The 26555-nt window shown below is 71.4% G+C and carries 25 protein-coding genes; 17 read left to right on the plus strand and 8 right to left on the minus strand.

Features of this window, described 5'->3' with window-relative positions; translation table 11 throughout:
* Positions 1 to 49: 49 nt before the first annotated feature.
* Positions 50 to 691, plus strand: coding sequence for a TetR/AcrR family transcriptional regulator (locus tag N6H00_RS37150; protein WP_268976277.1), 642 nt, complete (start codon positions 50 to 52; stop codon positions 689 to 691).
* Here N6H00_RS37150 and N6H00_RS37155 read toward each other — a convergent pair.
* Positions 661 to 1536, minus strand: coding sequence for a LysR family transcriptional regulator (locus tag N6H00_RS37155; protein ID WP_268976278.1), 876 nt, complete (start codon positions 1534 to 1536; stop codon positions 661 to 663). The two genes, N6H00_RS37150 and N6H00_RS37155, sit on opposite strands and share 31 nt — an antisense overlap.
* Before the next feature lie 507 nt (positions 1537 to 2043).
* Entirely contained in the window at positions 2044 to 2811 is a 768-nt protein-coding gene (locus N6H00_RS37160) for an SDR family NAD(P)-dependent oxidoreductase (RefSeq protein WP_268976279.1), read from the minus strand.
* Between the two features lie 130 nt (positions 2812 to 2941).
* Between N6H00_RS37160 and N6H00_RS37165 the strand changes: the two genes are divergently transcribed.
* Positions 2942 to 3568 (plus strand): TetR/AcrR family transcriptional regulator, encoded by a 627-nt coding sequence (locus N6H00_RS37165; protein WP_268976280.1) that lies wholly within the window; start codon positions 2942 to 2944, stop codon positions 3566 to 3568.
* Here the strand turns inward: N6H00_RS37165 and N6H00_RS37170 are convergent.
* The gene (locus N6H00_RS37170; RefSeq protein ID WP_268976281.1) at positions 3532 to 4476 is read right to left on the minus strand and encodes an NAD-dependent epimerase/dehydratase family protein; all 945 of its coding nucleotides are present in this window, start codon (positions 4474 to 4476) and stop codon (positions 3532 to 3534) included. The genes N6H00_RS37165 and N6H00_RS37170 overlap by 37 nt on opposite strands.
* 220 nt (positions 4477 to 4696) lie before the next feature.
* Here N6H00_RS37170 and N6H00_RS37175 point away from each other — a divergent pair, with 220 nt between their 5' ends.
* The 5 genes from N6H00_RS37175 to N6H00_RS37195 all read left to right on the plus strand — a co-directional run bounded on the left by N6H00_RS37175 (position 4697) and on the right by N6H00_RS37195 (position 9472).
* Positions 4697 to 5572, plus strand: coding sequence for an ABC transporter substrate-binding protein (locus tag N6H00_RS37175; RefSeq protein ID WP_268976282.1), 876 nt, complete (start codon positions 4697 to 4699; stop codon positions 5570 to 5572).
* Positions 5569 to 6447 carry an amino acid ABC transporter permease gene (locus N6H00_RS37180; protein ID WP_268976283.1) on the plus strand — a complete coding sequence of 293 codons (879 nt, stop codon included), beginning with the start codon at positions 5569 to 5571 and terminating at the stop codon, positions 6445 to 6447. The genes N6H00_RS37175 and N6H00_RS37180 overlap by 4 nt, the downstream gene beginning before the upstream one ends.
* Complete coding sequence (locus N6H00_RS37185) at positions 6444 to 7238, plus strand: amino acid ABC transporter ATP-binding protein (protein WP_329618598.1); 795 nt, start codon at positions 6444 to 6446, stop codon at positions 7236 to 7238. The genes N6H00_RS37180 and N6H00_RS37185 overlap by 4 nt, the downstream gene beginning before the upstream one ends.
* A 103-nt stretch (positions 7239 to 7341) precedes the next feature.
* On the plus strand, positions 7342 to 8853 hold the full coding sequence (locus N6H00_RS37190; protein WP_268976284.1) for an MFS transporter: 1512 nt from the start codon (positions 7342 to 7344) through the stop codon (positions 8851 to 8853).
* Positions 8854 to 8878: 25 nt separating this feature from the next.
* The gene (locus N6H00_RS37195) at positions 8879 to 9472 is read left to right on the plus strand and encodes a TetR/AcrR family transcriptional regulator (RefSeq protein ID WP_268976285.1); all 594 of its coding nucleotides are present in this window, start codon (positions 8879 to 8881) and stop codon (positions 9470 to 9472) included.
* A 141-nt stretch (positions 9473 to 9613) separates the two neighbouring features.
* On the opposite strand, the gene N6H00_RS37200 is transcribed toward N6H00_RS37195, so the two are convergent.
* Positions 9614 to 10897, minus strand: a complete 1284-nt coding sequence (locus tag N6H00_RS37200) for an MFS transporter (protein WP_268976286.1) — start codon at positions 10895 to 10897, stop codon at positions 9614 to 9616.
* Positions 10898 to 11047: 150 nt separating this feature from the next.
* Positions 11048 to 11854: a DeoR/GlpR family DNA-binding transcription regulator gene (locus tag N6H00_RS37205; RefSeq protein ID WP_268976287.1), complete on the minus strand. Its 807-nt coding sequence runs from the start codon at positions 11852 to 11854 to the stop codon at positions 11048 to 11050.
* Between the two features lie 135 nt (positions 11855 to 11989).
* On the opposite strand from N6H00_RS37205, the gene N6H00_RS37210 reads away from it, so the two are divergent.
* From N6H00_RS37210 to N6H00_RS37230, 5 genes are read left to right on the plus strand one after another with little or no spacing between them, the layout of a single operon-like run.
* Complete coding sequence (locus N6H00_RS37210; RefSeq protein WP_268976288.1) at positions 11990 to 12658, plus strand: HAD family hydrolase; 669 nt, start codon at positions 11990 to 11992, stop codon at positions 12656 to 12658.
* A 5-nt stretch (positions 12659 to 12663) separates the two neighbouring features.
* Positions 12664 to 13734 carry a 2-hydroxyacid dehydrogenase gene (locus N6H00_RS37215; RefSeq protein ID WP_268976289.1) on the plus strand — a complete coding sequence of 357 codons (1071 nt, stop codon included), beginning with the start codon at positions 12664 to 12666 and terminating at the stop codon, positions 13732 to 13734.
* A complete protein-coding gene (locus N6H00_RS37220; RefSeq protein WP_268976290.1) occupies positions 13731 to 15191 on the plus strand; it encodes an FGGY-family carbohydrate kinase in 1461 nt (486 codons plus the stop codon). Before N6H00_RS37215 ends, N6H00_RS37220 begins: the two co-directional genes overlap by 4 nt.
* Positions 15188 to 16930: a dihydroxyacetone kinase family protein gene (locus N6H00_RS37225; RefSeq protein WP_268976291.1), complete on the plus strand. Its 1743-nt coding sequence runs from the start codon at positions 15188 to 15190 to the stop codon at positions 16928 to 16930. Before N6H00_RS37220 ends, N6H00_RS37225 begins: the two co-directional genes overlap by 4 nt.
* Positions 16927 to 17391, plus strand: a complete 465-nt coding sequence (locus N6H00_RS37230; protein WP_268976292.1) for a ribose-5-phosphate isomerase — start codon at positions 16927 to 16929, stop codon at positions 17389 to 17391. The genes N6H00_RS37225 and N6H00_RS37230 overlap by 4 nt, the downstream gene beginning before the upstream one ends.
* Before the next feature lie 103 nt (positions 17392 to 17494).
* Here the strand turns inward: N6H00_RS37230 and N6H00_RS37235 are convergent, their stop codons facing one another.
* The gene (locus N6H00_RS37235; RefSeq protein WP_268976293.1) at positions 17495 to 18463 is read right to left on the minus strand and encodes a glycoside hydrolase family 16 protein; all 969 of its coding nucleotides are present in this window, start codon (positions 18461 to 18463) and stop codon (positions 17495 to 17497) included.
* A 317-nt stretch (positions 18464 to 18780) separates the two neighbouring features.
* A complete protein-coding gene (locus N6H00_RS37240; RefSeq protein WP_268976294.1) occupies positions 18781 to 19698 on the minus strand; it encodes a LysR family transcriptional regulator in 918 nt (305 codons plus the stop codon).
* A 163-nt stretch (positions 19699 to 19861) separates the two neighbouring features.
* On the opposite strand from N6H00_RS37240, the gene N6H00_RS37245 reads away from it, so the two are divergent.
* On the plus strand, positions 19862 to 22147 hold the full coding sequence (locus tag N6H00_RS37245; RefSeq protein WP_268976295.1) for an FdhF/YdeP family oxidoreductase: 2286 nt from the start codon (positions 19862 to 19864) through the stop codon (positions 22145 to 22147).
* On the opposite strand, the gene N6H00_RS37250 is transcribed toward N6H00_RS37245, so the two are convergent.
* Positions 22116 to 22421, minus strand: coding sequence for a hypothetical protein (locus N6H00_RS37250; protein ID WP_268976296.1), 306 nt, complete (start codon positions 22419 to 22421; stop codon positions 22116 to 22118). The two genes, N6H00_RS37245 and N6H00_RS37250, sit on opposite strands and share 32 nt — an antisense overlap.
* A 471-nt stretch (positions 22422 to 22892) precedes the next feature.
* On the opposite strand from N6H00_RS37250, the gene N6H00_RS37255 reads away from it, so the two are divergent.
* The 4 genes from N6H00_RS37255 (at position 22893) to N6H00_RS37270 (ending at position 26554) form a co-directional block, all read left to right on the plus strand.
* Positions 22893 to 23678: an FCD domain-containing protein gene (locus N6H00_RS37255; protein ID WP_268976297.1), complete on the plus strand. Its 786-nt coding sequence runs from the start codon at positions 22893 to 22895 to the stop codon at positions 23676 to 23678.
* A gap of 130 nt (positions 23679 to 23808) precedes the next feature.
* Complete coding sequence (gene puuE / locus N6H00_RS37260; RefSeq protein ID WP_268976298.1) at positions 23809 to 24753, plus strand: allantoinase PuuE; 945 nt, start codon at positions 23809 to 23811, stop codon at positions 24751 to 24753.
* A 385-nt stretch (positions 24754 to 25138) separates the two neighbouring features.
* On the plus strand, positions 25139 to 25729 hold the full coding sequence (locus tag N6H00_RS37265) for a hypothetical protein (protein ID WP_268976299.1): 591 nt from the start codon (positions 25139 to 25141) through the stop codon (positions 25727 to 25729).
* A gap of 27 nt (positions 25730 to 25756) precedes the next feature.
* A complete protein-coding gene (locus N6H00_RS37270) occupies positions 25757 to 26554 on the plus strand; it encodes an energy-coupling factor transporter transmembrane component T family protein (RefSeq protein ID WP_268976300.1) in 798 nt (265 codons plus the stop codon).
* Position 26555 lies beyond the last annotated feature (1 nt).

Consider the following 26555-nt stretch of genomic DNA (forward strand, 5'->3'; position numbering starts at 1 on the left):
GCAACGAGGCAACTTAGCTATCGATGCAACTATCGGATATGCTCACGCCATGACCACGCCCCCCGTCGGCCGCCGGGAACGCAAGAAGGCCGCCACCCGGCAAGCGATCGCCGACGCCGCACTCCGGCTCTTCCTGGAACGCGGCTACGACCAGGTGAGCATCCGTGACATCGCCGACGCGGCCGATGTGTCGACCACTACGGTGTTCAAGCACTTCACCGGCAAGGAAGCGCTGGTATTCGACCAGGACGAGGACCGGGAGGCAGCACTGATCGCCGCGGTGCGGCGGCGAGCCGCCGGCCAGAGCATCCCCGACGCCCTCCGGCAGCACGTCCTCGACAGCTGGCTGCCGATCGCGGCACATCCCCAGATGGCCGAGTTCACCCACCTCGTGGAGACCACACCGGCGCTGCGCGCGTACGCCGAACGCATGTGGACCCGGCACACCGACGCGCTCGGCGCGGCCATCGCCGACGAGATCGGCGTCGACCACGATGACCTCGCCTGCGGGGTGCTCGCCCGGTTCGTACTCGAGATCCCGGCCCTCGCTCGCGGCCGGCAGGACCGCCGGGCCGCCGTCGAGGCCATCTTCGACATCCTCACCCACGGCTGGGAACCGCCGGGCGAGCCGCCCGCGCCCCGTACCGGGCGGGGCGGCACTCAGGGCCGTTCTGACGGATCTCCGCGGTAGGCGGCCGTCGCGATCCGGACGAACGACCGGATCAGCGGGTTCGTGTCCCCCGCTTTCCACGCGGCCACCACACGGCTCGGCGCCATGTCGATCAGCGGTACCACGGTCAGCTCCTCGGGCGGCTCGTGTCCGAGGGCGAGCGGGGCCATCCCGACCGTGCCGTTCCAGAGCACGGCCTGGAGGCACTCCTGGACGGCGCGCACCACCGGACCCTCGCGCGGCTCGCCGCCGTTCCAGTACGACTGCCAGAGCGGGTCGGTGCCCGGCGGGAACCGGAACCAGCGCCGGCCGGCCATATCGGCCAGCTTCAGGCGGTCGCGTCCGGCCAGCGGGTCGTCCGCGCGCAGCACCGCGCCCACCGGGTCGGCGCGCAGCTCGCGCACCGTCAGACCGGTTTCGTCGAACGGTCCGCGGGTCAGGGCGACGTCGACCAGTCCGGCGCGCAGTCCGCAGGTCGGATCGGTCAGGTCGGTGTCGCGGACCCGGACCTCGACGCCCGGGTGCTGCCGGCGGTAGGCGGCGGCCAGCCGTGTCGCGCCCGGGTCGGTGCTGTCGCCCAGGATGCCGACGGTGATGGTCGCGGCGCCGGCCGCCGCGGCCACGCGTACGCGCACCTGGTCGGCCTGGTCGAGCAGGGTGCGCGCCTCCTCGAGCAGCGTCGCCCCGACCGGGGTGAGGCTGACTCCGGCGGCGGAGCGGTGGAACAGCACGGCGCCGACGTCCGTCTCCAGCTGCTTGATCGCCCGGCTCAGCGGCGGCTGGCTCATGTGCAGCCGGGCGGCGGCCCGGCCGAAGTGGAGTTCCTCGGCGACGGCCACGAAATAGCGCAGCGTGCGTAGCTCCATGACCGGCCACGATATCCAGGCGGAATCGGCCTCACCCACTCGGTCCGCTCGCCTCGGCCGGCTGTGCTCAGCCGGCGGGGGCCGGCAGGGTCGTTCGGCCGCTGACCGCGGCGGAGAACATTTCTCGAGGGCCCCGGCCCGTATCAGGGCGGGGGAGCGGAGGCGGCGCGCCTCCGCACCGGCCGCCGGAACCCCCCGTATCCCGTACGGGCATGCCGATGCGAGCCTTCGGGCACGGGCCGGACCCGCCGGGCTCAGGGCATGGGGCGGCGGCGGATCGGCGGGGGAGGGCCGGGACACGGGGGGCGCGCGGTCCGGCGGACGGCTGGTGCCGACGGGGTGGGCGCGGGGGCGGAGCCGGGCTTTCGAGCGACCGCGTCGGCTCGGTAGGCGACGCCTCGTTCGTGACCGGAGCTTCCCTCGTCGTCGACGGCGGCGGGAGCGGCATGAAGAACTCCGCATGACCGCGCCGGAAAAGATCGACGGACGGAACCGGCGCCGCACCGCTCAGCGGAGGGTCAGGCCACCGTCCACCGCGAGCACGGTGCCCGTCGTCCACGACGCCTGGTCGGAGGCCAGGTACACGGCGGCGTTCGCGACCTCTTCCATGCGGCCGATACGTCCCGTCGGATAGGCGTCCCGCACATAGCGTTCGTAGGCGGCGCGCTGCTCCGAGGTCATCCGGCCGAGGAACTCGCGGTCGAAGGTGGGTGTCGCGATCGAGCCGGGAGCGATGGCGTTGACCCGTACTCCGTCGGGGCCCAGCTCGTTGGCGAGCGCGCGGGTGAGCGATTCGATGGCGCCCCTGGTGGCCGAATAGATCGAGGAGGGACGCCCCGCGACCATCGTGGTGGCCCAGTAGCTGGACATGTTGATGACCGTCCCCCGTGCCGCGACGAGGGAGGGCAGCAGAAGCTGGGTGAGCCGGAAGGGCACCATGAGGTTGAGGGTCACCATGGCCTCCGCGTCCGCCGGCGTCAGATCGGCCAGCGGCTTCAGCCGCGCCAGGCCCACGTTGTTGACGAGGATGTCCATGCCGACGTCGAGGCGGGTGACCGCGTCGGTCAGGGCCGAGAGGTCGGCCAGGTCCACGGCGAGGGTGCGCACCGTCGCCCCCTCGGACCGCAGCGCACCGGCCGTCCTGGCCAGCTTCTCCCGGTCACGGGCCAGCAGCACCAGACCGGCGCCCTCGGCGGCGAACGCCTCGGCGATCGCGCGCCCCAGCCCCTCGCTGCCGCCGGTGATCAGCGCCGTACGCCCCTCGAGCCTTCCCATGGCGTCCGCCTCTCTTCATTGCACTCGTCGCACTCATCGCACCCCTCGCACCAAACGGAGAGGGGTTGTCCGCTTAGTGCTGAGCCTACAGCAACTGGAGAGGGGGTGTCCGGTTGGCTAGGCTGGAGGCGTGCATCACGAGAACACCGCGCTGCGGGCCGACGCTCTGCGGAACCGCGAACTCCTGATCAAGGTCGCCCGGGAGGCCGTGGCGGAGGTCGGCCTCGGCGTGTCGGTGAACGAGATCGTGCGACGGGCCGGGGTGGGACAGGCGACGTTCTACCGCCGCTTCGCCTCCCGTGAGGAACTGCTGTCCGCCGTCCTCGACGATGTGCTCACGACGGTTGAAGGGGGCTTGCGCGAGGCCCTCGAGGCGCCCCCCGCGACGGGGCTGCGGGACGCGCTGTGCGTTCTGGTGGCGCATCAGTCCCGGCACCGGGGTCTCTACGAACTGCTCAACGGCGACCCCGCCATGGCCGGGAAGGTGCATGCCGAGGGCCGCGCCCGGGTCCGCGACCTCGTCCGCCGCGTCGGTGAGCGAGCCCAGGAAGCGGGAGCCATGCACCCGCACGCACGGTGGCAGGACCTGCCGTTCCTCGCCGGCTCACTCGCGGCGGCGTCCCCGTCCTGCCTCGGTATCGACGCCGATCCCGGGTTGGCCGACCGTATGCTCGACACGGTGCTGGCCGGCCTCCGTGCGGGGGGCGGTGCGTCGGGCGCTCAGAATTCGTTGCCCGCGCGCAGCCAGGAGACGTAGTCGGCGGTCGCGCGTTCGGTGTCGTAGGCGGGGCGGTAGCCGGTGTCCTGCTGGATGCGGGTGATGTCGAGGTGGTTCCGCGCGGCGGTGCCGCCCGTGGGCAGCTCGATCCGGGCGTCGGGAACGACCTTCTTGATGGCGGCGATGATCTCGGCGTTGGCCGTCGCGCGGCCGGAGGCGACGTTGTAGGTGCGGTGGTGGAGACGGTCCGCGAGCTGGAGGAGCGCGATGGCCCGGCCCGCGTCCTTGACGTAGCACAGGTCGAGCGCGTCCTCCGTGTACGCGGGCCCGGGGAGCGGGGAGAGGTCCGGCTCGGTGCCGCGTACGGCGGCGTGGACGAGTTCGGGGGCGGCGAAGAACAGTGGGCCGTGGGGGTCGCGGGGTCCCCAGATGCCGGAGATGCGGTAGTTGATGACGTCGATGCCGGTGGCGTCGGCCAGGTGGCCGTTGAGAAGCTCGCCGATCTTCTTGAAGGTCGGGATGAGGTGGCCCGAGCTCATCGCCAACGGCGTGTCCTCGGTGAGCGGGCCCTCGGTGCCGAGGTCGTAGACGCCGATCGTGCTCGCGACGCCCACCCGCCGCACGCCCCAGTCCTGCGCGGCCTGGAGGACGTTGAGCAAACCGCCGATCGCCTTGCGTGTCGCCTCGACGGGCTGATCGGAGCTCGGCGGCCAGGGCATGGACCCCGCCAGGTGCACAATGCCGGTGATCTTGTGGCGGGTGCCGATGTCGAGCAGCGCGCCCAGATCGGTGATGTCGGCCTGTTCCACCGCGACCGGCGCGCTGAAACGTCCGGCCGGCGGCTCGGGGGTGCGGCGCTGGACCAGCACACACTCCTCACCCGCGTCGAGGAGTGCCTGCACGGTGTGGGAGCCGATGAAGCCCAGTCCTCCGGTGACCAGAATCATCTGTGGACCTTCCTGACGTCCGGTTGATCGCCCGCTTCGGCCACGCCAAAACGGGACGCTGTTCCGATTAAGATACGGAACGCTGTTCCGGTTGTCAAAGAACCGGCTCCCCGTGGTGCCCGCCCGGCCCGCTTCACACTGCCGCAACACCCGTTCCCAGCATGCGGACAGTTGCCGCGCCGTCTCGACAGGCGGCCCCGGGACTTGCGAATCTCCGGCTATGCATTTCGTCAACCGCCCCCTGGGCACCGCCCTTTGCTCGGCCGTCGCCCTCTGCGCCGCCCTCACCAGCTGCTCCCCGCAACCGGAGGAGAAGGCGTCCGGCACGAAGGACACGTCGCACTCCTGCACACCCGGCGGGCTCGCCACCGAGGTGCCGGGAAAGCTGACCGTCGGCACCGACAGACCCGCGTACGCTCCCTGGTTCGCCGACGACAAGCCGTCCAACGGAAAGGGGTTCGAGTCGGCGGTGGCGTACGCCGTGGCCAAGCGGCTCGGCTACGACCGCGACGCGGTGGTCTGGCAGAACGTGCCGTTCAACAGCTCCTTCGCACCCGGCGCCAAGAAGTTCGACTTCGACATCAACCAGATCTCCATCAGCGAGGAGCGCAGGAAGGCCGTCGCCTTCTCCTCCGGCTACTACGACGTGCGCCAGGCCGTCGTCGCCCTGAAGACGTCGAAGGCCGCCACGGCGAAGAGCGTGGCCGACCTCAAGGATGTGAAGCTGGGCGCCCAAGTGGGCACCACCAGCCTGGACGTCATCAATGACCTGGTGAAGCCCACGCAGCGGCCCGCCGTTTACCAAAGGAACGACTTCGCCAAGTCGGCGCTGAAGAACGGCCAGGTGGACGCCATCGTGGTGGACCTGCCCACCGCCTTCTACATCACCGGGTCCGAGGTGCCCGAGGCGAAGGTCCTCGGCCAGTTCCCGAACTCCTCCGGCAAGCCCGAGCAGTTCGGCCTCGTCCTCGACAAGGACAGCGGGATCACCTCCTGCGTGACCGCCGCCGTGGACGCCATCCGGAAGGACGGCACCCTCGCCGCGCTGGAGAAGAAGTGGCTCTCCGAGGCCGTCGACGCACCGGTGCTCACGTGACGCCGCACACGACACCCGGCGGCGCGGACGGCTACGTCCCCTCGGAACGCCGCATCGCCCGCGAGCGCCACCGGCGTGCCCGCGCCCGGCGCGCGACGGCGATCGCCGCGACCAGCACCCTCGTCACCGGCGCGGCGCTGTTCCTGCTGATCATCAACTCGCCCGGCTGGGCCCGCACCAAGGAGACGTTCTTCAGCGCTCACTACGCGCGCGTGGCGCTCCCGCAGGTTCTGGAGGGCCTGTGGCTCAATCTGCGGCTGCTGGCGGTGTGCGGCGTCGCCGTGCTGGTCCTGGGCCTGCTGCTGGCCGTGGCGCGCACCCTGCGCGGGCCGGTGTTCTTCCCCATACGGGCGCTGGCCATCGCGTACACGGACTTCTTCCGCGGACTACCGCTCATCATCTGCCTGTTGATGGTGGTCTTCGGGGTGCCCGCGCTGCGCCTCCAGGGGGTGACCACCGATCCCGTCCTGCTGGGCGGTGGCGCCCTGGTGCTGACGTACTCGGCCTACGTCGCGGAGGTGTTCCGGGCGGGCATCGAGTCCGTACATCCCTCGCAGCTGGCCGCGGCCCGCTCCCTTGGACTCAGCGGCGGCCAGGCGCTGCGCTTCGTCGTGCTGCCCCAGGCGGTGCGCCGCGTGGTGCCGCCGCTCCTCAACGACCTGGTGTCCCTCCAGAAGGACACCGGTCTGGTATCGATCGCCGGCGCCGTCGACGCCGTGTACGCGGCGCAGATCATCGCCAGCAAGGACTTCAACTACACCCCGTACGTCGTCGCGGGCCTGGTCTTCGTGGCGCTGACCATCCCGATGACCCGGCTCACCGACTGGGTGACGGCCCGGATGGACCGGCGGCGGGCCCAGGGAGGGATCGTATGAGCGGTCGCAAGAGCGTGGCACCGGCCGCGGTACCAGGGGTTTCGCAGGCTCCCGTGCTGCGGATGGAGGCGGTCCGCAAGTCGTTCGGCGGCTCGCTGGTCCTGCGCGAGGTGGACCTGGAGGTCGCCCCGCACACGGTGACCGCGCTGATCGGCGCCTCCGGGTCGGGGAAGTCGACCCTGTTGCGCTGCGCCAACCTCCTGGAGGAGGTCGACGACGGGGCCATCTGGCTCGACGGCGAGGAGATAACCGATCCGCGGACCGACAAGGACGCGGTGCGCCGCCGGATCGGGGTGGTGTTCCAGGCGTACAACCTCTTCCCGCACCTGACCGTCCTGGAGAACATCACCCTGGCCCCACGGCGCGTCCACGGGCTCTCCCGGGCGGAGGCCGAAGAGCGCGGCCGCGACCTGCTGGAGCGGCTCGCGCTCGGGGCGAAGGCCGAGGAGTACCCGGACCGGCTCAGCGGCGGACAGCAGCAGCGGGCGGCGATCGTACGGGCGCTGGCGGTACGCCCCCGGCTGCTGCTCCTGGACGAGATCACCGCCGCGCTGGACCCGGAGCTGGTGGGCGAGGTGCTCGCCCTGGTCCGCGAGGTGAAGGACGAGGGCATGACCATGGTCATCGCCACCCACGAGATGGTCTTCGCGCGTGAGGTCGCCGACCAGGTGTGCTTCCTGGACGCCGGAGTGGTGCTGGAGCGCGGCACTCCACAGGAGGTCTTCGGCAGTCCGCGGCAGGAGCGGACCCAGCGGTTCCTGCGCCGGTTCGCCGAGGCGGGCCGGCTGTGACGACGCGCCCTCAGCGACGCGCGAGCCGGTGGGTATCCTCATGTCATTGATGGATGACATCCGCTGATGACATCACCCGGTCGGCTTGAGGGAGATCCCGAGGATGGAAACCGGCACCGGACCGCAGACCGGCGAGACGGCGCGCGCACAGCCGGCCGCGGACCTCGGCGGCGCCGCCAGGCGCGGCAGGGTCCTCCTCGGGTCGCTCTCCTTCACGGCGCTGTCGGTCTCCGTGATCAGCACACTCGGTGCTCCGATGGTCCCGACCATCGCCCATGACCAGCACGTCTCACTCGGCACCGCGCAGTGGATCCTGACGGTGACCCTGCTCGCCGGAGCGGTCTCCGGACCGGTGCTGGGGCGGCTCGGCGACGGCCCGCGCCGCAAGGGGGCCATCCAGGCCGCCCTCGCGGCGGTCTTCCTCGGCAGCGTGCTGGCCGCCCTGGCACCGAGCTTCGGTGTGCTGCTGGCGGGCCGGGCGTTGCAGGGCGTGGGCATGGGCCTGATGCCGCTGGCCATCGCGGTCGCGCGGGAACACGTGCACCCGGCGCTGCTGCGCCGTGGTGTGGCGTCGCTGTCGATCACCACCTCGGTCGGGGCGGGGCTCGGCTACCCGATCACCGGGCTGATCGCGCAACATCTCGACTACCGCGCCGGGTTCTGGTTCGCCGCGCTGTTGACGGCCTCGTCCTTCACGGTGGTGGCACGGGTGGTGCCACGCGGCTCCTCGGTGCCGCACCGGCCGCTGGACACGGTCGGAGCCGTGCTGCTGTGCTCGGGTCTCGCGGCCGTCCTGCTGACGCTCAGCCAGGGTACGGACTGGGGTCTGACGTCGCCCGCCACGCTGACCGGTGCGGCCGCCGGGCTGGTGCTGCTGGTGGCGTGGGTGCTCCAGGCCCTGCGGGCCCGCCATCCGCTGGTGGACCTGCGCCTGGTGCGGCACCGCGCGGTGCTGGCGGCGAACGTGGCCGCGCTGCTCATGGGGGTGGGGATGTACGCCGGGCTGTCCCTGGTGAACCTCTACACCCAGGTCCCCTCGGGGGCGGGCTACGGCTTCCACCTGTCGCTGACCCTCACCGGTGTCGTCCTGATGCCGATCTCGCTCGGCAGCCTGCTCGCCAACCGCCTGGCCTCGGCCCTGGTCGGCAGGTTCGGGCTGTACCGCATCCTGCCGCTGGGCGCGGTGCTGTGCTCCCTGGACCTGGTGGTGCTGGCGCTGTGGCGGCATGAACTCGTCGTGCTCATGGTGGGCACGTTCCTCCTGGGCGGCGGCGTGGGCGCGGCCTACGCGGCGATGCCGGTGCTGATCGTGCGCAGTGTGCCGGCTGCCGAGACGGGCAGCGCCACCAGCCTCAACCAGGTGCTGCGTACGGTCGGTGGCTCGGTCGGCAGCGCGGCCATCTCCGCCATCATGATCGCGTACACGCCCGCCGGGAGCTCCCTCCCGCCGGACCACGCCTACTCGGTCGCGCTCTGGGTCACCGCGGCGGTCTCCCTGCTCGGCGCGGTGGCCGCCGCGGTGATCGCGGGCCGGGGCGCGTCGGCCGCCACGCCGGAGCCGAGCGCCGTGGCCACGGGGGCGACGCCTATCGTGGACCGGCGCCAAGGCCGCTGATCGGTCCGAACCTCGGGAGACCCCCATGCACGCTGACACCGGGACGAGCCGGAGCCGGAAGCGCGACTCGGAAGCGACCCGGGCCGCGCTCCTGGACGCGGCCCGTGAGCTGTTCGGACGACATGGCTATGAGCGGGTCACCCTGCGGGACATCGGCCAGCGGGCCGGTGTGGACGGCTCGTTGATCGCCCGGTACTTCGGCAGCAAGGCCGCGCTGCACCGCGCCGCCGTCGACGAGGACGGCCGCCAGGTCGCCGCCGAGCCGGCGGCGGACTTCGCGTCGTTCACCACCGAGGCGATCCGCCGCGTCGACCGGAGGCAGGCCCCCGGTCCGCTGGTGCAGACGCTCCTCCAGCCCGGTTCCGACCACGCCGCACGGGTGGCCGCCGCCGAGGACATACGGGGACGGCTGATCGGACCGCTCACCGCGCAGCTGACCGCCCAGGGCGCCGCCGACCCGGAGACGCAGGCCGAGACGCTGGTGGCGGCTCTGATGGGCGTCCTCGCCCTGCGGCCCAGCGGGCTGTTCCCGGCGTTGTCCGCCGCGGATCCGGAACAGCTGGGCCGGCTCCTGGGCCGGTTCGCGGCCGCCGCGGCGGACGAACCCCCCGCCACCTGATCCGGCTCGCGGTCGCGCGGTGGACGTATCTCCCGCCACCTGATCCGGCTCGCGGTCGCGCGGCGGCCGGTCCGCCGCTCGCCGCGATGTCCGGTCGCCGCGATGTCCGGTCGCCAGGAGCGACCGGACCCGCCGGCTCCGTCAGGCGGACGTGGCGGTCGAAGCGGCGCCGGTCCGGGACTCCTGGCCGCCCGCCGGGTCCGGGGCCGGCCGCTCGCCCTCCCGCTCCTCGGGCAGCTTCAGCGTCAGGGTCAGCACGAAGGCGACCAGGTAGAGGGCGAGGAAGATCAGGGTGACTCCGCCGGCCCCGACGAGGGGGAAGAAGAGGCTGGCGATCGCCGGGCCGACGAAGGCCGCGCCGCCCGCTCCCAGGTTGAGCAGGGCCATCGAACCGCCCTTGTTCTCGGGCGCCATCGAGGGGATGAGCGCCGAGATGGGGACGAAGCCCGCGAGGGTCGCGCCGTAGAACATGCCCGCGAGCACCGCGACCCAGTAGTAGTCCGCACCGAGCCAGGTCGGCACGAAGTACAGCGTCGTGACGCTGATCGCGCAGCCCAGCGCGCCGAAGCCCGCGATGGTCGTGCGCCAGCCGATGCGGTCGGACAGGACGCCGAAGATGAGGTTGAAGAAGATGTTCGTGCCGTAGATGATCGCCAGCAGCTGGAGCCACTTGTCCTCGCCGAAGCCGACGTCGTCGGAGAAGATCCGCGGCAGGTACACCAGCATGCCGAACTCCGGAGCCGTGTTGATGATCCGGACCAGGCAGCCCACCAGGACGCGCGGATGGGTCCAGATGATGGACACGGAGTTGAGCAGGCTCTCGCCGGTGGTGACCTCCGGCGGCGCCATCCGGTCACCGCCGGGCCTCCTGCGGGCGCCGACCAGGGCGATGGCACCGCCGATGAGGATGAGGACGAGTGCGGACCACAGCGTGCCCAGGCGGCCGAACCAGGGGATCGTCAGGCTCGACCACAGCGAGCCGAGGGTGGGCAGGCCGCCGGTGAAGGCGAAGTAGAACCATCCCACCGCGGTGCCCAGCCGGGCCTTCGGTGCCGTGTTGGTGATCCACACCAGGAAGCCGAACGCGAAGAGCGGGTAGCCGAAGCCCCGGATGCCGTAGAAGAGCAGCATCATCGGGTAGTTCTCGGTGCCCAGCGCGAAGAGCAGATAGGCGGCGTCGAAGACGGCCCAGATGGCCAGGCCCGTCCACATCACCCGGCGTGGCCCCCACACCTGGCAGAGGGCTCCGGAGAACCAGGACGCCAGCATGACGGCGATGCCGTACACCGTGATGACATAACCGGCTCTGACGTCCGTTGACGCCCCGTGGTCGGCCATGTACGGGGCGATGAAGCCGGATTCGACTCCATCGCCGATCATGAACAGCAGCACGCCCACATAGCCCAGGATCAAGGGTTTCGGCATCGCTACCTCCACTCTGAGGTGATGACGTAGTACGACCGCAGATACTCAAGCGAGCCGAGAGAAATATCAAGGGGCTTGGTAAAAATAACGAGATCCGGTGCTAACTCCTCCAGCTGTCCCGGTGTCTCCGGACGGCTCCGTCCCGATGACCTACTCCGCCCCGCCGGCCTGCTCGGTCTCGATGACCCGGACATCGGTCAGCTCGCGCATCTCCCGCACCAGCTCCTCGTCCACCGGGCCGGTCAGCAGGACGTGGTCGAAGGAGTCCACGCTCTCCAGCCGGTGCAGGGCGCGACGGCCCACCTTGCTGTGGTCCATGAGCAGCACGCTCTTCGCGCCCGCCTGCCGGGTCGCCCGCTTGATGCTGACGATCTCCTGTTCCTGGTGGAAGGTCATGCCCGCGGTCATCGCGGAGGTGGACAGCACGCTCACATCGACCGAGATGCCGCTGATCATGTCCATCGCCGGCAGGCCGATCCACGAGTCGTGGGTGCGCGAGTACTCGCCGCCCACGCAGATCAGCCGGATGCCCTCGACCCCTCTGAGCTCCTCCGCGATCAGGCGGTAGTTGGTCACCACGGTCAGCGGCCCCACGTCGGGCAACAGCCGCGCCAGGGCCAGTGCCGAGGTCGAGTCGTCCAGCATCACCGACATCCCCGGCGCGAGGAACGGCAGGGCGGCGCGGGCCAGCGCCCGCTTCTCGTCGGTGTGCGCGTGCAGCCGGAAGTCCGAGCTGGACTCGAAGACCATCGAGGGCTGCGCGGAGACGCCACCGTGGTATTTGCGCAGGATGCCGCGGTCCGCCAGCTCGGCGATGTCCCGGTGGACGGTCATCACGCTGACGTCGGTCAGCTCGGCCAGTTCGGCCACGGTGGCGTCCCCCCGGGCCAGAACGTGGTCGACGATCAGTTGGTGCCGCTGCTGCCGCGCACCGCGCGAGGACGGGAGAGTAGTCATGTCTCCATCCTGCCGTGTCAATTTCTCACAGAGAACCAGTGACAACTCACGAAGCGACTGTTAATTTCACTGTCACGGACACCGCCCGGTGCTCCGGCCAGCCAGAGTTCATCAGCGAGGAGATCAGGGGTACGCATGGCCGACGCAGTGGTCTTCGACATGGACGGCGTACTGGTGGAGAGCGAGCACCTGTGGGAGGAGCTGTGGGCCGCGTACGCCGCGGCACGCGGCCGCGCATGGGGCCCCGACCAGACCCGCGACGTCCAGGGCATGAGCGCCCCCGAGTGGGCCGCCTACCTCACCCGGTTCTGTGGGGCGGGTGACCCGGCCGAGGACACCGAACGGGTCGTCGTCGACGGTATGGTCCAGGCGCTCGCGGACGGCCGCATCGGCCTGCTGCCCGGCGCCCGCGAGATGATCACCGCCGCCGCCGAACTCGCACCCGTCGCGCTCGCCTCCTCCGCACCGCGCCGGGTCATCGACGCCGTCCTCGTCCATCATGGTGTCGACCACCACTTCAAGGCGACCGTCTCCAGCGCCGAAGTGGAGCGCGGAAAGCCGAGCCCGGACGTCTATCTGGCCGCCGCACGCGCGCTCGGCGTGGCCCCGGAGCGCTGCCTGGCGGTGGAGGACTCCAGCAACGGACTGCGCGCCGCCGCGGCCGCCGGAATGACCGTCGTGGCCATCCCCAATCCGCAGTACCCACCCGCCGAGGACGCCCTCGCGGCCGCCTCCTTCCGCTCTCCGGACCATCATGCCGTACGCGACTTCCTGCTCAGCAGGCTCCAGACCCGAGGGGAGTGACCGACATGACAACGGTCCTGGTATCCGGCGACGACTTCATCGCCCCTGAACTGTTCTCCGCCGCCCTGAGCGAGAGCCTGCCCTCCGCCGGGCTGAGCTTCCGCACGATGCGCACCCGCTGGCCGAACGAGCCCTTCGGGCCGGTGGGGGCCGACGCGCAGGGCAACGGCGGGGTCAAGGAGGCCAGCGGCACCGAGGAGCAGCTGCTGGAGGCGCTCGGGGACGCCAGTGTCGCGCTCACCCAGATGGCCCCGTTCACCTCCCGGGTCATCCGGGAGTCACCCCAGCTGAAGTTCATCGGCGTGGCCCGCGGCGGCCCGGTCAACGTGGACCTGGCCGCCGCCACCGCCGCCGGGATACCCGTCACCTTCACGCCGGGCCGCAACGCCGCCGCCGCGGCCGAATTCGCCATCGGCCTGATCCTCGCCGCCATGCGCCGCATCACCTTCTCCGACGCGGCCCTGAAGGACGGCGTCTGGCGCGGCGACTACTACGCCTACGAGAACGCCGGGCTGGAACTCGACGGCGCCACCGTCGGCCTCGTCGGCTACGGCGCCATCGGCGCGATCGTCGCCCGGGTGCTGCGCGCCTTCGGCTCACACGTCCTGGTGGCCGATCCGTACGCCGACCCGGCACGGGCCCAGGCCGACGGTGTCGAGCTCACCGCCCTGGAGGACCTGCTGCGGCGCAGCTCGGTGGTGAGCCTGCACGCCCGGGTCACCCCCGAGACACGGCATCTGATCAACGCCGACAACCTCGCGCTGCTGCCCGAGGGCGCCGTCCTCGTCAACTCGGCCCGCGGGGAACTGCTCGACTACGCCCCGCTGCCCGGTCTGCTGGAGTCCGGCCGGCTGGGCGCGCTCGCCCTCGACGTCTACGACATCGAGCCGCCCCCGGCCGACTGGCCGCTGCACAAGGCCCCCAACGTGATCACCACGCCCCATCTGGCCGGCGCCACCCGGCAGACCGCCGACCGGGCCGCCCTGATCACCGCTGCCGAGGCCGCCCGCTTCCTGCGCGGCGAACCGCTGCGGCACGTGGCCAATCCGGAGGTGCTGACCGGGGGCCGGCCATGATCGTCGGGGTCGACATCGGTACCTCGGTCACCAAGGCGCAGCTGATCTCCCGCGACGGCCGGACCACCCCGGTGCACGAGGCCCGCAGCACCGTCTACACCCTGCCCGGACACCGCGTCGAACAGGACCTGGACGAGGTCGTGGGCACCGTGGAGACCGTCGTACGGGCGGCCCTGTCCGACACCGCGCAGCTGGGCGACGAACCGGTCGAGGCGCTGGCCCTGACCGGGCAGGGCGACGGCCTGTGGCTGCGCGACGCGGGCGGCGCCCCCGTCGGCCGCGCCCTGTCCTGGATGGACGGCCGGGCCGCGGACCGGCTCGACCGGTGGACCGCCGACGGCACCCTGCGCACCCTGCACCGGCGTACCGGCGTCGGCCTGTTCCCCGGCTCGGCGGCCCCCCTGCTGGCCCATCTGGCCGAACACGAGCCGGAGCGGCTGGCGGCGGCCCACGTCGCCGGATACTGCGTGGACGCCGTCGTGCAGCGGCTGACCGGCGCCGTGACCGTCGACGCCTCCGACGCCTCGCAGCCGTTCCTCGACGTCGCCACCCGTACGTACGACGAGACCGCGCTCGAGCTGTGCGGACTGTCCGCCCACCGCCGGCTGCTGCCGGACCCCGCGCCGCCCGGCACCCTGCACCGGCTGCTGCCCGACGCCGCCCGACGGCTGGGCCTGCCCGCGGGACTGCCGGTCTCCGCCGGCCCGTTCGACATACCGGCCTGCGCCTTCGGCTCGGGGATCGCCGAACCGGGCGAGGGCAACCTCATCATCGGCACCACCCTCGCCGCCCAGGTCCTGGACAGCGAGCCGCGTCCGGCCGCCACCGACGACCCGGCCGGGATGGTGCTGGCGACCCCGTACGAGAACCGGTACCTGCGGGTCATGCCCGCCATGATCGGCACCGCGGGCCTGGACTGGCTGCTGAAACTCCTCGACGTGAAGATCGAGGCGCTGGACGCGCTGCTCGTCCAGTCCCCGCCCGGCGCCTCGGGCGTCACCGCGCTGCCGTTCCTGTCCACCAGTGGCGAACGGGCCCCGTTCGTCGACCCGCGGGCCCGTGGCCGGTTCGACGGCCTGTCCCCGCTGGCCGGCCGCGCCGACCTGGTACGGGCCCTGTGCGAGGCCGTCGCCTACTCGGCCCGGCACTGCATGGACACCCTCGGCTTCTCCGGCACCGTCACCGCGTGCGGCGGCGGCGCGCGCTCCGGGGAGTGGGCGCGCATCTTCGCCGGCGTCCTCGGGGGCAGCCTGGAGGTCTGCGACGACGCCGTGGGCATCCGCGGCGCCGCCCACGTCGCCTGGAGCTCCCTGGGCACGCCGGTCGACGCCGACGCCTGGCGCGCCCGCCTCCGCACCGTCACCGCCGAGCGGGGGCTGATCGACCACTACGCCGAGGGCTACGCCGCCTACCGCCGTGCCCTCGACACCGCACGCGAAGGCTGGAGCACCCGATGACCAGGCTCTTCAACGACCCCGCCCGCTTCACCGACGACATGATCACGGGATTCGCCGCCGCCCATCCCGAGCACGTACGGGCCGTGCCCGGCGGAGTGGTGCGCGCCCGCCCCACCCGCGCCGGGAAGGTGGCCGTCCTCACCGGCGGCGGCTCCGGCCACTATCCCGCCTTCTGCGGTGTCGTCGGCCCCGGCTTCGCCGACGGCTCGGTCATCGGCAACGTCTTCACCTCCCCGTCGGCCGCCCATGCCCGCTCGGTGGCCGAGGCGGCGGAGGCGGGCGGCGGTGTCCTCTTCCTCTTCGGCAACTACGCCGGGGACGTGATCAACTTCGGCCTCGCGGCACGGCAGTTGGAGGGCGACGGGATCCCCGCCCGCTGCTTCGCCGTCACCGACGACATCGCCTCCGCCCCCGCCGACCAGACCGCGCGGCGCCGGGGCATCGCGGGCGGCTTCGTCGTCTTCAAGACCGCCTCGGCGGCGGCCGAGGAAGGCGCCTGCCTGGACGAGGTCGTCCGCGTCGCCGAGCACACCAACGCCCGTACCCGCACCCTCGGCGTGGCCTTCGACGGCTGCACCCTGCCGGGCGCCGACGCGCCCCTGTTCACCGTCCCCGAGGGCCGCCTGGGCCTCGGCCTCGGCATCCACGGCGAACCGGGGGTCAGCGAGGACACCCTGGGCACCGCGGAGGACCTGGCCCGCGCCCTGGTGACGGGGCTGCTGGCGGACCGGCCCGACGGCACGGACGGTGACGGGCGGGTCGCCGTCGTCCTCAACGGCCTGGGCGCCACCAAGTACGAGGAGCTGTACGTGCTGTGGGGCGCCGTGGCCCGGCTGCTGGACGAGGCGGGGCTCACCCCCGTACGCCCCGAGGTCGGCGAACTCGTCACCAGCCTCGACATGGCCGGCTGCTCCCTGACCCTGAGCTGGCTGGACGACGAGCTGGAACGCCTGTGGCTGGCCCCGGCCGACACCCCGGCCTTCTCCCGGACGCCCCTGTCGGAACCCCCGGTGGACGCCGCCGCACGGCCCGCCGCGGCCCGGCGCCGCCCGGACCGGTCCGCCGCCACGGCGTCCGGCGCGGCGGTCGAGGTGGCGGAGCTGGCCGTGAGCGCACTGCGCGCCGCACGCGACGTGCTGCACCGGGACGCGGAGGCCCTGGGCCGGCTGGACGCGGTGGCGGGCGACGGCGATCACGGCCGTGGCATGTGCAAGGGCGTCGACGCGGCCCTGGCGGCCGCCGAGAAGGCGCATGCCGACCGGCTCGCCCCGGCGGCGGTGCTGGCCGCCGCCGGCGACGCCTGGGCCGCGGAGGCCGGGGGCACCTCGGGCGCGCTGTGGGGGGCCGCGCTGCGCGCCGTCGGCGCCGTCCTGCCCGCCGACCGGGCGCCGGAACGCACGGAGCTGGCGTCCGCCGCCGAGGAGGCGCTCACCGCCGTCACCTCGCTGGGCGGAGCCGAAGTGGGCGACAAGACCCTGGTCGACGCGCTCGCCCCGTTCGCCACGGCGTTCGCCGAACGGCTGCGGACCGGGGCCCCGGTGGCCGAGGCGTACGCGTCCGCGGCCGCCGAAGCCCGCGCCGCCGCCGAGAACACGGCCGGCCTGCGCCCCCGCCTCGGCCGCGCCCGCCCGCTCGCCGACCGCAGCGTGGGCACCCCCGACCCCGGAGCCACCTCACTCGCCGCGGTACTGACCGCGGTGGCCACCCTCGGCGCGATGATAGGAAACGACCCGGTATGACCACCACGAACGCCTTCCGGATCGTCGTCGGCTGCGACGACGCCGGCTACGACTACAAGGAAGTCCTCAAGCGGGATCTGGCGGCCGACCCGAGGGTCGCCGAGGTCATCGACGTCGGGGTGGGCAGCGACGAGCACACCGCCTATCCGCATGTGGCCGTGGAAGCGGCCCGCCGCGTCGCCGAAGGCGCCGCCGACCGCGCCCTCCTGGTGTGCGGCACCGGCCTGGGGGTGGCCATCAGCGCCAACAAGGTCCCCGGCATCCGCGCGGTCACCGCCCACGACAGCTATTCGGTGCGCCGCTCGGTCCTCAGCAACAACGCCCAGGTGCTCTGCTTCGGCCAGCGCGTCATCGGCCTGGAACTCGCCCGTGCGCTCGTCGACGACTGGCTCGCGCACACCTTCGACGAGACCTCCCCTTCAGCGGAGAAGGTCGCCGCCATCCGGAGTTACGAGGGCTGACGCCGGGCGTCCCCGCCTCGGCGGCCGCGGGCCGCACACGCCGGTCTCCACGATCCCGAGCGGATCGTGGAGACCGGCGCCATGGGGGCATGACGCGTCGCCGCTACTGGCTCACCTTGACCGAGAACCAGTCCACGCTCATCCCCGCACCGGAGGTGGTGTCCTGCGCGGGAGAGGTGCAGCCGCAGACCTTGTTCGGGTAGGAGCCGCCGATCGCGACATTGAAGATGGCGAAGAACCCGTGGTCCACCGCCTTCGTCCAGGTGTCGGCGGACACCTGGTTCTGATGCACCGTGAAGGTCTCGTTGCCGTCGCGGTAGAAGCGCAGTTGCTCGGCGGAGGTGTCGGTGCGATCCACGATCACCGAGTACGTGTGGTACTCGGTCTGGCAGGTGTCGCACGGCAGCAGGTCACTGCTGATCCCGTCCGGGTCGTTGCACTCGCCGGCCCACTCGTCGCAGTGGAAGGTGTGCGAGTGCTTGCTCAGCCCGTTGACGTCCTCCATGATGTCCAGCTCGCCGATGCCCGGCCAGTTGGTGGCTCCGGTGGGGCGGGCGTCGGCGCCCATGGCCCAGAAGGCGGGCCAGACGCCCAGCGGCTTCTCCGGGTTGGGCTGCTTGAGGGAAGCGCTGATCTCCAGCTGCCCGCCGGCCGGCGCCTCGAAGTCGGTGCGCTGGGTCTCCACGCGGCCGGAGGTCCACTTCCCGGAGGCGTCGCGGATCGGCTTGATCACCATGTGACCCTCACCGTCCTGGTAGACGTTGTCGGTCGAGTCGGTGACCGTCTCGACCTCGCCGGTGCCCCAGTTCGCGGCCCCGCCCGGATAGCCGGTGCCGATGTCGTACAGCCAGTCGTCCTTGTTCAGACCGGTGCCCGCCGCACCGTCGAAGTCGTCGTGGAAGACGGTGGTCCACTCGGCCGCGGCGGACTCGTCCGCGGCCGCGCTGGAGGACGCGGTGAGAGCCAGCAGCCCGGTCAGCGGCAGCGACAGGGCGGCCACGAAGGCCACAACGCGTCGTCGGCGGCGGGGTTTGCCCTCCGCCGCCGAACGTGAGGAAGTGATGCGGTACATGTGGGGGGTTGCTTCCATTCCGTAGGAACGTCGGTCACGGGTGTGCGAGACCCGTGACCCGCGCCTGGCGTGGGGTGAGAAGCGCGGGCCACGGAAACTCGGCACAGTGGAACAGAGCGAGCGCCGCGGGGTCTTGAGAGCGCTCACACAGAACGACTGTCTTGGACCGTGCCCTTGCCGGTCAAGAGTCATGCTGCGTTCACAACGTGAACACAAGCCCTTCGCTCCGCCGCGACAGCACCGAACCATCGCTCGATCCACTTCAGAGTTGGACGCATGCGCGGGGTGCGGGCCTCCGCGCACGCCAACTCTTGACTTCAGGAACTCTCCGGCAGGGACTCCAGGACATCCGCGACGGACACCCGGCCGACGACGTCCAGAAGAGCCTGTCCCAGGACGGAGACCGGCTCCCGGGGAGGGAGCAGCAGGCCGACGGCGGCCGTACGCGAGGGCCCCGCCAGCGGGATGACCCGCATACCGGCGGGGATGCCGAAGACGTGCAGCCAGGCATGCGACACGATGCTCGCCCACTGGCCCGTCCGGACGTGTGCGAAGAGGGAGGCGATGGAGTCGGTCTCCACGCGCGGAGCCACCTTGGTGCCCAGTTCGGCGAAGACCGCGTCGAGGACCTGGCGGCCCTGCATCATGGGGTGCAGCAGGCACAGCGGGTACCCGGCCGCTTCCTCCCACTCGATGCCGGCCGGGTGCACATCGACGGGCCGGGTGGTCAGGAACACATAGCGCTCCCGGTACAGCGGCACGAACTTGAAGTCCGCGTCCGCCGACGGCGGGCGGTAGGTGAGGGCTGCGTCCAGCTCATAGGTCTGCAACCGGCGGAGGATGTCCTCGGCCCGCAGATCCGTGTACACCAGCACGGTCGCCAGCGGATTGGCCACGCAGAACGGCTGCGTCAGCACCGACACGGCCGTCGAGGCGGTGGGGACCGTGCCGATGCGCAGCCGGCCCGTCACACCCGACCGCAGCGCCTGGATGTCGTCACGCATCGCGTCCCGGTCGGCCAGGATCCGCTGCGCCCATACGACGACGCGCTCGCCCTCCGGAGTGAGCCCCTCGAACTTGCGCTCCCGACGGACCAGGGGCACCCCGAGTTCGTCCTCGAGCTTCCGGATCCCCTCCGACAGCGCGGGCTGGGAGACGAAACACGCCTGGGCCGCCCTGGCGAAGTGGCGGGCACGGGCGAGGGCGACCAGGTATTCGAGTTGGCGAAGCAGCACTCTCCCATGATCTCGCGGACCCGGCGGAGCGGCCCGGCGGGCCCGGCCGCGACGGGGCGTGATCGGCCTCGCCTATCACGCGATCAAAGATGCCGCTTTGACCTGGCCTTCTTCGGAGAGGAGCCTGCTTGCGCAGGGAATTCGGAGAAAGGACCGACGGGCGATGCGGGACATCGAAGAGCCGGCCGAGGACGTGACGGTATCGGCGCCCAAGACCTGGGCCACCGGTGCTCCCGCCGTCGCGCACGCACTCACCTACGCCTTGGGCCAGACCTCGCCGAAGCGCACCGCCCTCACGCTGCTGAACATCAACCAGGCGCGTGGCTTCGACTGTCCCGGCTGCGCCTGGCCCGAGCCCGCGCCGGGCCACCGGCACCGCAACGAATACTGCGAGAACGGCGCCAAGCACATCAGCGACGAGGCCACCTCCCGGAGGGTGACCAGGGAGTTCTTCGAGCGCCACCCGGTCGATGAGCTGAACGGGAGGTCGGACTACTGGCTGAACCAGCAGGGCCGGCTGACCGAGCCGATGGTGCTGCGCGAGGGAGCGCGGCACTACGAACCGATCGGCTGGGACGAGGCGCTGGACCTGCTCGCCACCGAACTGCGCGGACTGGACCATCCGGACGAGGCGCTGTTCTACACCTCCGGCCGGCTGGCCAACGAGCCGGCTTTCCTGCTGCAGCTGCTGGCGCGCGCGTTCGGCACGAACAACCTCCCGGACTGCTCCAACATGTGCCACGAGTCCAGTGGCTCGGCGCTGAACGAAACCCTGGGCATCGGCAAGGGCAGCGTGAGCCTGGACGACATCTACGACGCCGATCTGGTCTTCGTGGTCGGCCAGAACCCCGGCACCAACCACCCGCGGATGCTGTCGGCCCTGGAGGAGACGAAGCGCCGCGGCGGCCAGGTCATCGCCGTCAATCCGCTGCCGGAGGCCGGACTGCTGCGGTTCAAGCACCCGCAGAAGGTGCGCGGGGTCATCGGCCGGGGGACGGACATCGCCGATCAGTTCCTTCAGATCCGGCCCGGCGGCGACCTGGCGCTGTTCCAGATGCTGAACCGGCTGCTTCTGGAGGCCGAGGACGAGGCGCCCGGAACCGTCCTGGACGGTGAGTTCATCGCGGCGCACACCACCGGCTTCGCCGCCTTCGCCGACCACGCGCGGCAGATCACCTGGCCGCAGGTGGAGCGGGCCACCGGCCTGAGCCGGGAAGAGATCGAGCAGGTGCACGCCCGAGTGCTGAAGAGCCGCAGCGTCATCGTCTGCTGGGCCATGGGCCTGACCCAGCACAAGCACGGAGTGCCCACGATCAGGGAAGTGGTGAACTTCCTGCTGCTGCGCGGCAACATCGGGCGCCCGGGAGCCGGGGTCTGCCCGGTCCGCGGCCACAGCAACGTCCAGGGCGACCGCACCATGGGCATCTGGGAGCGCATGCCCCAGCCGTTCCTCGACGCGCTGGAGGCCGAGTTCGGCTTCAAGCCGCCCTCGGCACACGGCGTGGACTCGGTGGACGCCATCCGCGCCATGCGGGACGGCCGGGCCAAGGTCTTCGTCGGTGTCGCCGGCAACTTCGTACGGGCCACTCCCGACAGCGACGCCACCGAACGGGCCATGCGCAACTGCCGGCTGACCGTGCACATCTCGACCAAGCTCAACCGCTCCCACGCGGTGTGCGGCCGGACCGCCCTGATCCTGCCCACCCTCGGCCGCAGCGACCGCGACGTCCAGGCCGGCGGAGAACAGTTCATGACGGTCGAGGACTCCATGAGCGAGATCCACGCCACCCGCGGCCGTCTGGCGCCCGCCTCCGAACACCTGCTGAGCGAGGTGTCCATCATCAGCAGGCTGGCCCGCAAGGTCCTCGGCGCACAACCGGACATCCCCTGGGAAACCTTCGAGAGCGACTACGACACCATCCGCGACCGCATCTCCCGGGTCGTCCCGGGCTTCGAGGACTTCAACGCGCGGGTGCGGCGTCCCGGCGGATTCCGGCTGCCCAACCCGGTCAACAGCAGGGTCTTCCGCACACCCAGCGGAAAGGCCGTGTTCACCACCAACGACGTCACCGTCCTTCAGGCCCCGAAGGGACACCTGGTCCTCCAGACCCTGCGCTCGCACGACCAGTGGAACACCATCCCCTACGCCATGGACGACCGCTACCGCGGCATCAAGGGCGGCCGCCGCGTCGTCCTCGTCAACCCCGCCGACCTCGCCGACCTCGGCATCGCGGACGCGAGCAGGGTGGACCTGGTCGGCGTATGGTCCGACGGAGTCGAGCGCAGGGCCCAGGACTTCCGCGTCGTCGCCTACCCCACCAGCCGTGGCTCGGCGGCCGCCTACTACCCCGAGACCAACGTCCTCGTGCCGCTGGACAGCGTCGCCGACATCAGCAACACACCCACCTCCAAGAGCGTCATCGTCCGCCTGGAGCCCGCCACGGTCTGACCGGACCGGCCCTGGCCACGGGCGGGGTGGCGATGCGGTGGTGGTGGTATTCGGCGGCGCCGTGCGCGGAGAAGACCTGGACCTGGCCGCCGTGGTCGCGGGCCAGTTCACGCAGCCGCCGCTGGTGGTGCGGCCGCGCCCGTTCCTCGGTCTGCACCAGGGAATGGCGTGCCCACTTCGGACGGTGCGCGAAATGGGCCGCCCGGTACCGCCCGCGGTCGGCTGCTGTGCGGGGCTGCTCGGCCGCGCGCAGTTCCTCGGCGTAGACGTGCACGGTCGCGTCCGCGCGATCTGCCGGACGACCGCCTGACCGGCGTCCGGGACCGCGCTCGCCGGGTCCGGAGCCCCGGCGATGACCTCCCGCAGTGCCTCGCCCAGCCGGCTGCCGGACATCCGCAGCGCCTGGGCCGCCAGTTGTTCCCTGCCGCCCTACCCGAACCATGACGACCGGGTCTCGTGAGTGCTGCGCGCCAAAGGTACGTCAGGTCTGACTGACCCTGCGACCACTTCGGCATCGGAGCTCATTCGCCGGTAACCCGCGCAGCGGACCCACTCAGGCGGCGGCACCACCCAAATCACCAGCTTGTTGCCGATGAGCCGGCTCGGTGAAATCCCCGTAACCGATGACGGCGAGTGCGCGCACACCTCTGGACAAAGTCTTCAGGGGTCTGTCACTTTTGATGGACCCAACCGGTTCTGTCGGCCGTCGGACCTGACGTCGCCTTGAGAACACGAAGGAGGACCCGTGCCGCACCGCCGCGAGGACGCCTCGTTTGTCCTGTTGGAGGCGCTGGCCGAAGCCGGGCAGCCGCTCGGCGCGCGTCAGGCGAAAGCCGCCCTGGCCTCGGCGGGCATCTCCATCAGCGAGTCGTCCGCCAGCCGCTTGCTGCGCGACCTCGACAGCGAGGGCCTGGTGGCCACGGCCGGGGCCAAGGGCAGGGTCATCACCGAGGAAGGCCGCCGCCGGGTCGCGGAACTGCACGGAGTCGCCGCCACAAGCGCCAGGCTCCAGCAGGCCGTCGACGTACGGGCCGCGAAGGACTTGCTGGATCTGCTGCACGCGCGGCGCACCGTGGAACGCGAGATCGTGCGCGAGGCCGCCGAACACGCCGGTGAGAAGGACCTGACGGACCTCAGGGACCTCACCCGCCGGCACGCCCTCTGCATCAGCAAGGGGGAAGTGCCGCAGACGCCCGGACTCGACTTCCACCGCCGCATCATCCGGCTCTCGCGCAACCGGCCGCTCCGGGCCATGGCCGATGTGGTCCTCGGCCCGCGCTACAACCGGGTGGAGACCCTGCTCGACATCATCATGGGCAACCACCACACCGAGACCAAGTCCGTCGGCGAGCACGAACGCATCCTCGACGCCATCGCGGCGGGCGACGCGCTCACCGCCGAGCGGACCATGAACGACCATCTGCTCCGCATGTCCGAGGAGGTCGAAAGGTATCTTCCCGCGGACAACGACCCCCTTTTCCAGCGCCTGCTGAGCTGGATGGACACCCAGGAGTCGCTGCGGCCCGCCTAGCGGCGTACGCCGCGGTGCCCCCGGCGCGCCGTCCCTTCGCCCGGCCCCGGACCGCGCACCGGACACCGCGGCACCGGACACCACGCACCGCGCACCGCGCACCATCGAGCACGACCAGGAGAGAAGTCCCATGTACCCACGCGACCTCAAGGGATACGGCCCCCTTCCGCCCAGTCCGCAGTGGCCGGACGGGGCACGGGTGGCCCTGCAGTTCGTCATCAACTACGAGGAGGGAGGCGAGCGTTCCATCCTGCACGGAGACCGGTGCTCCGAAGCCTTCCTGACCGAAGAGCCGACCCGTGAACTGCCCAACCTCCGCAACCTCAACGTCGAGTCACAGTACGAGTACGGCAGTCGCGCCGGCTTCTGGCGCCTGCACCGGATGTTCACCGAACGCGGGCTGCCGGTCACCGTCTTCGGCATCGCCGAGGCACTGGAGAAGAACCCCGAAGCCGTGGCGGCCATGCGGGAAGCGCGGTGGGAGATCGCCTGCCATGGACTGCGCTGGATCAACTACGCGGAAATGCCACGGGAGGAGGAAGAGCGCCATGTGCGCCGCGCCGTCGAACTGCACACGCGGGTCACGGGCGAGCGTCCCCGGGGCTGGTACACGGGCCGGATGAGCCCGCACACCCGTCGGCTCGTTGCGGACGAGGGCGGCTTCCTCTACGACTCCGACTCCTTCGCCGACGACCTGCCCTACTGGGTACCGGTGGGGGACCGGGCGCAACTGGTCGTCCCGTACACCCTCGACAACAACGACGGCCGGTACCTGAACACCTACGGATTCCAGTCCGAGAGCTTCTCCCGGTATCTGCTGCGCGCCCTGGACCTGCTGCGGGCCGAGGCGGACCACTGCCCGAAGATGATGAGCGTCGGGCTGCACACCCGGATCGTCGGCCGTCCCGGCAGGGCCGCGGACCTGGCGCGCTTTCTCGACGAGGTGGCCGCGGCCGACGACGTCTGGGTCACGCGGCGCGTCGACATCGCCCGGCACTGGCGCCGGGTGCAGCCCGCCGAGGCCCATCTGCCCGGCCTGCGCGACGCGGCCGTGTCCGCGGACGCCCTCGTCTGAGCTCATCCGCAACCTCTGAGCCCATCCGCGGCCGGATGCGCTCTTCCGCGGCCGGACGCTCCCGGCTCTCCGGGCGGACATCGCCCGCCCCCGGCGCATGGTCGCCACCCCCGCGTGTGCCCGCCACCCCCCGGCGCGTGCCCGCCACACCTCACGTGCGCCCGGCTCGCCCCCGGACACGTGCCCCGCGCGTGCCCGGTGCGCTCCGCCCCGGCGTCATCACTCACACGGCCGGTCCTCTCGCGGCCAGTCCGTTCGCGGCCGGTCCGTTTCCCTACCGTCCGCACCGCCCGATCCACCAGCGACATCCCCAGCAGCGTCCCCCGGGCCCGAGGGGCCCGTCCCACCTGTGGAGACCACTATGCGTGAAGGAAGATGGGCAGCCTTGCCCAACTGGCAGTTCCGGCTCTTCCCCCGTGACACCCGCTCCATCATCACCTGTGTCTTCCTGGGCCTGATCATGGCCGTGATCCTGCAGATCACCGAGCGGATCGACCTGGCGCTCACCGGCGGCACCATCGCTGTCGTCTCGGCCATCGTGGTGTGTGCCATCTGGGTGCCGGCCGCGGCCTTCTACGGTCTGACCGGCGCTCTGATCACGGCCTGGATCAACCCCATCATCTCCAACCTGACCGCCTCCCAGCCGATGGCGCCGTTCCTGTTCGTCACCAACGCCGCGCACACGGTGCCGGTGGCGCTGCTGGTGTGGCTGGTGAAGTCCGGCTCGCGCGGTCTGCGGCTGTGGCACGTGCTGGTGATCGGCCAGATCGGCGGCCTGCTGGACGCCGTGTTCTTCGGCATCGGCAACCGGATCATCATGCATATGCCCTGGGACTTCATCGGCTTCCAGGTCCTGGTCATCCAGCCGTGTTATCTGGCGGGCAGTCTCATCACCTTCGTCATCATGCGCCGCCTGCTCAAGACCGGCCTGATCACGACCGAGCGGAAGGAGGACCTCAATGCCATGGCCGTCTGAGTCCACCCCGTACCGGGGAGCCGGCCGATGAGCGGCACCATGCTCTACCGTCCAGGAGATACGTTTCTGCACCGAGCGGATCCCCGCGCGAAGATCGTCACGGTGCTGGCCGTGCTGGTCACCGCCCTGACCACCACCCGGCTGGATGTGCTCGCGGTGCTGCTGCTGGCGGTGGTGGCCGGGCTGTATCTGCTCGGCGGGATGTCGGTACGCGCCTACGGGCGCGGCGTGGCGGTGGTCGTCCCGCTCATCGCCGTACTGGTGCTGCTCCAGGGCCTGCTCCAGGCGGGGCCCGCGCTGCTGACCGTGGCCGGCCTCACCCTGTCCGAGCCGGGCGTCCTGCTCGCGCTGGGGATCGGTCTGCGGCTGCTGGCCATGGGCATCTGCTTCTACGGCTTCTCCGTCTCCACCAGCCCCGCGGACATCTCCCTGGCCCTGAACAAGGTCGGCGTCCCCTACAAGTTCGCCTATCTCACCAGCTTCGCCTTCCGCTTCCTGCCGCTGCTCCAGGACGAGGCCCGGACCCTGCTCACGGCCATGGCGGTGCGCGGATCGGGCGAAGCGGCGTCGCGCAGCCCGGTACGGCGCTGCCGGGCGATCGTGCGGATGCTCTTCCCGATGCTGGTCGGCTCCCTGAAACGCAGCGGTGAGATCGCCCTCTCCATGGAGCTGCGGGGTTACGGCCTGCCGGGCCGGCGCACCTTCGTGCGCACACTGCGGCTGCGCGGCGCGGACATGGCCCTGATGGGCGGCGCGTTCGCCGTCGCCGCCCTGCTCATCGCGGCGGGCGCCGGCGCCTTCCCCCTGCTGTCGTCGGAGGGCTGAT

Source organism: Streptomyces sp. S465, assembly GCF_026898115.1.
In the GTDB taxonomy this organism is placed as follows: domain Bacteria; phylum Actinomycetota; class Actinomycetes; order Streptomycetales; family Streptomycetaceae; genus Streptomyces; species Streptomyces luomodiensis.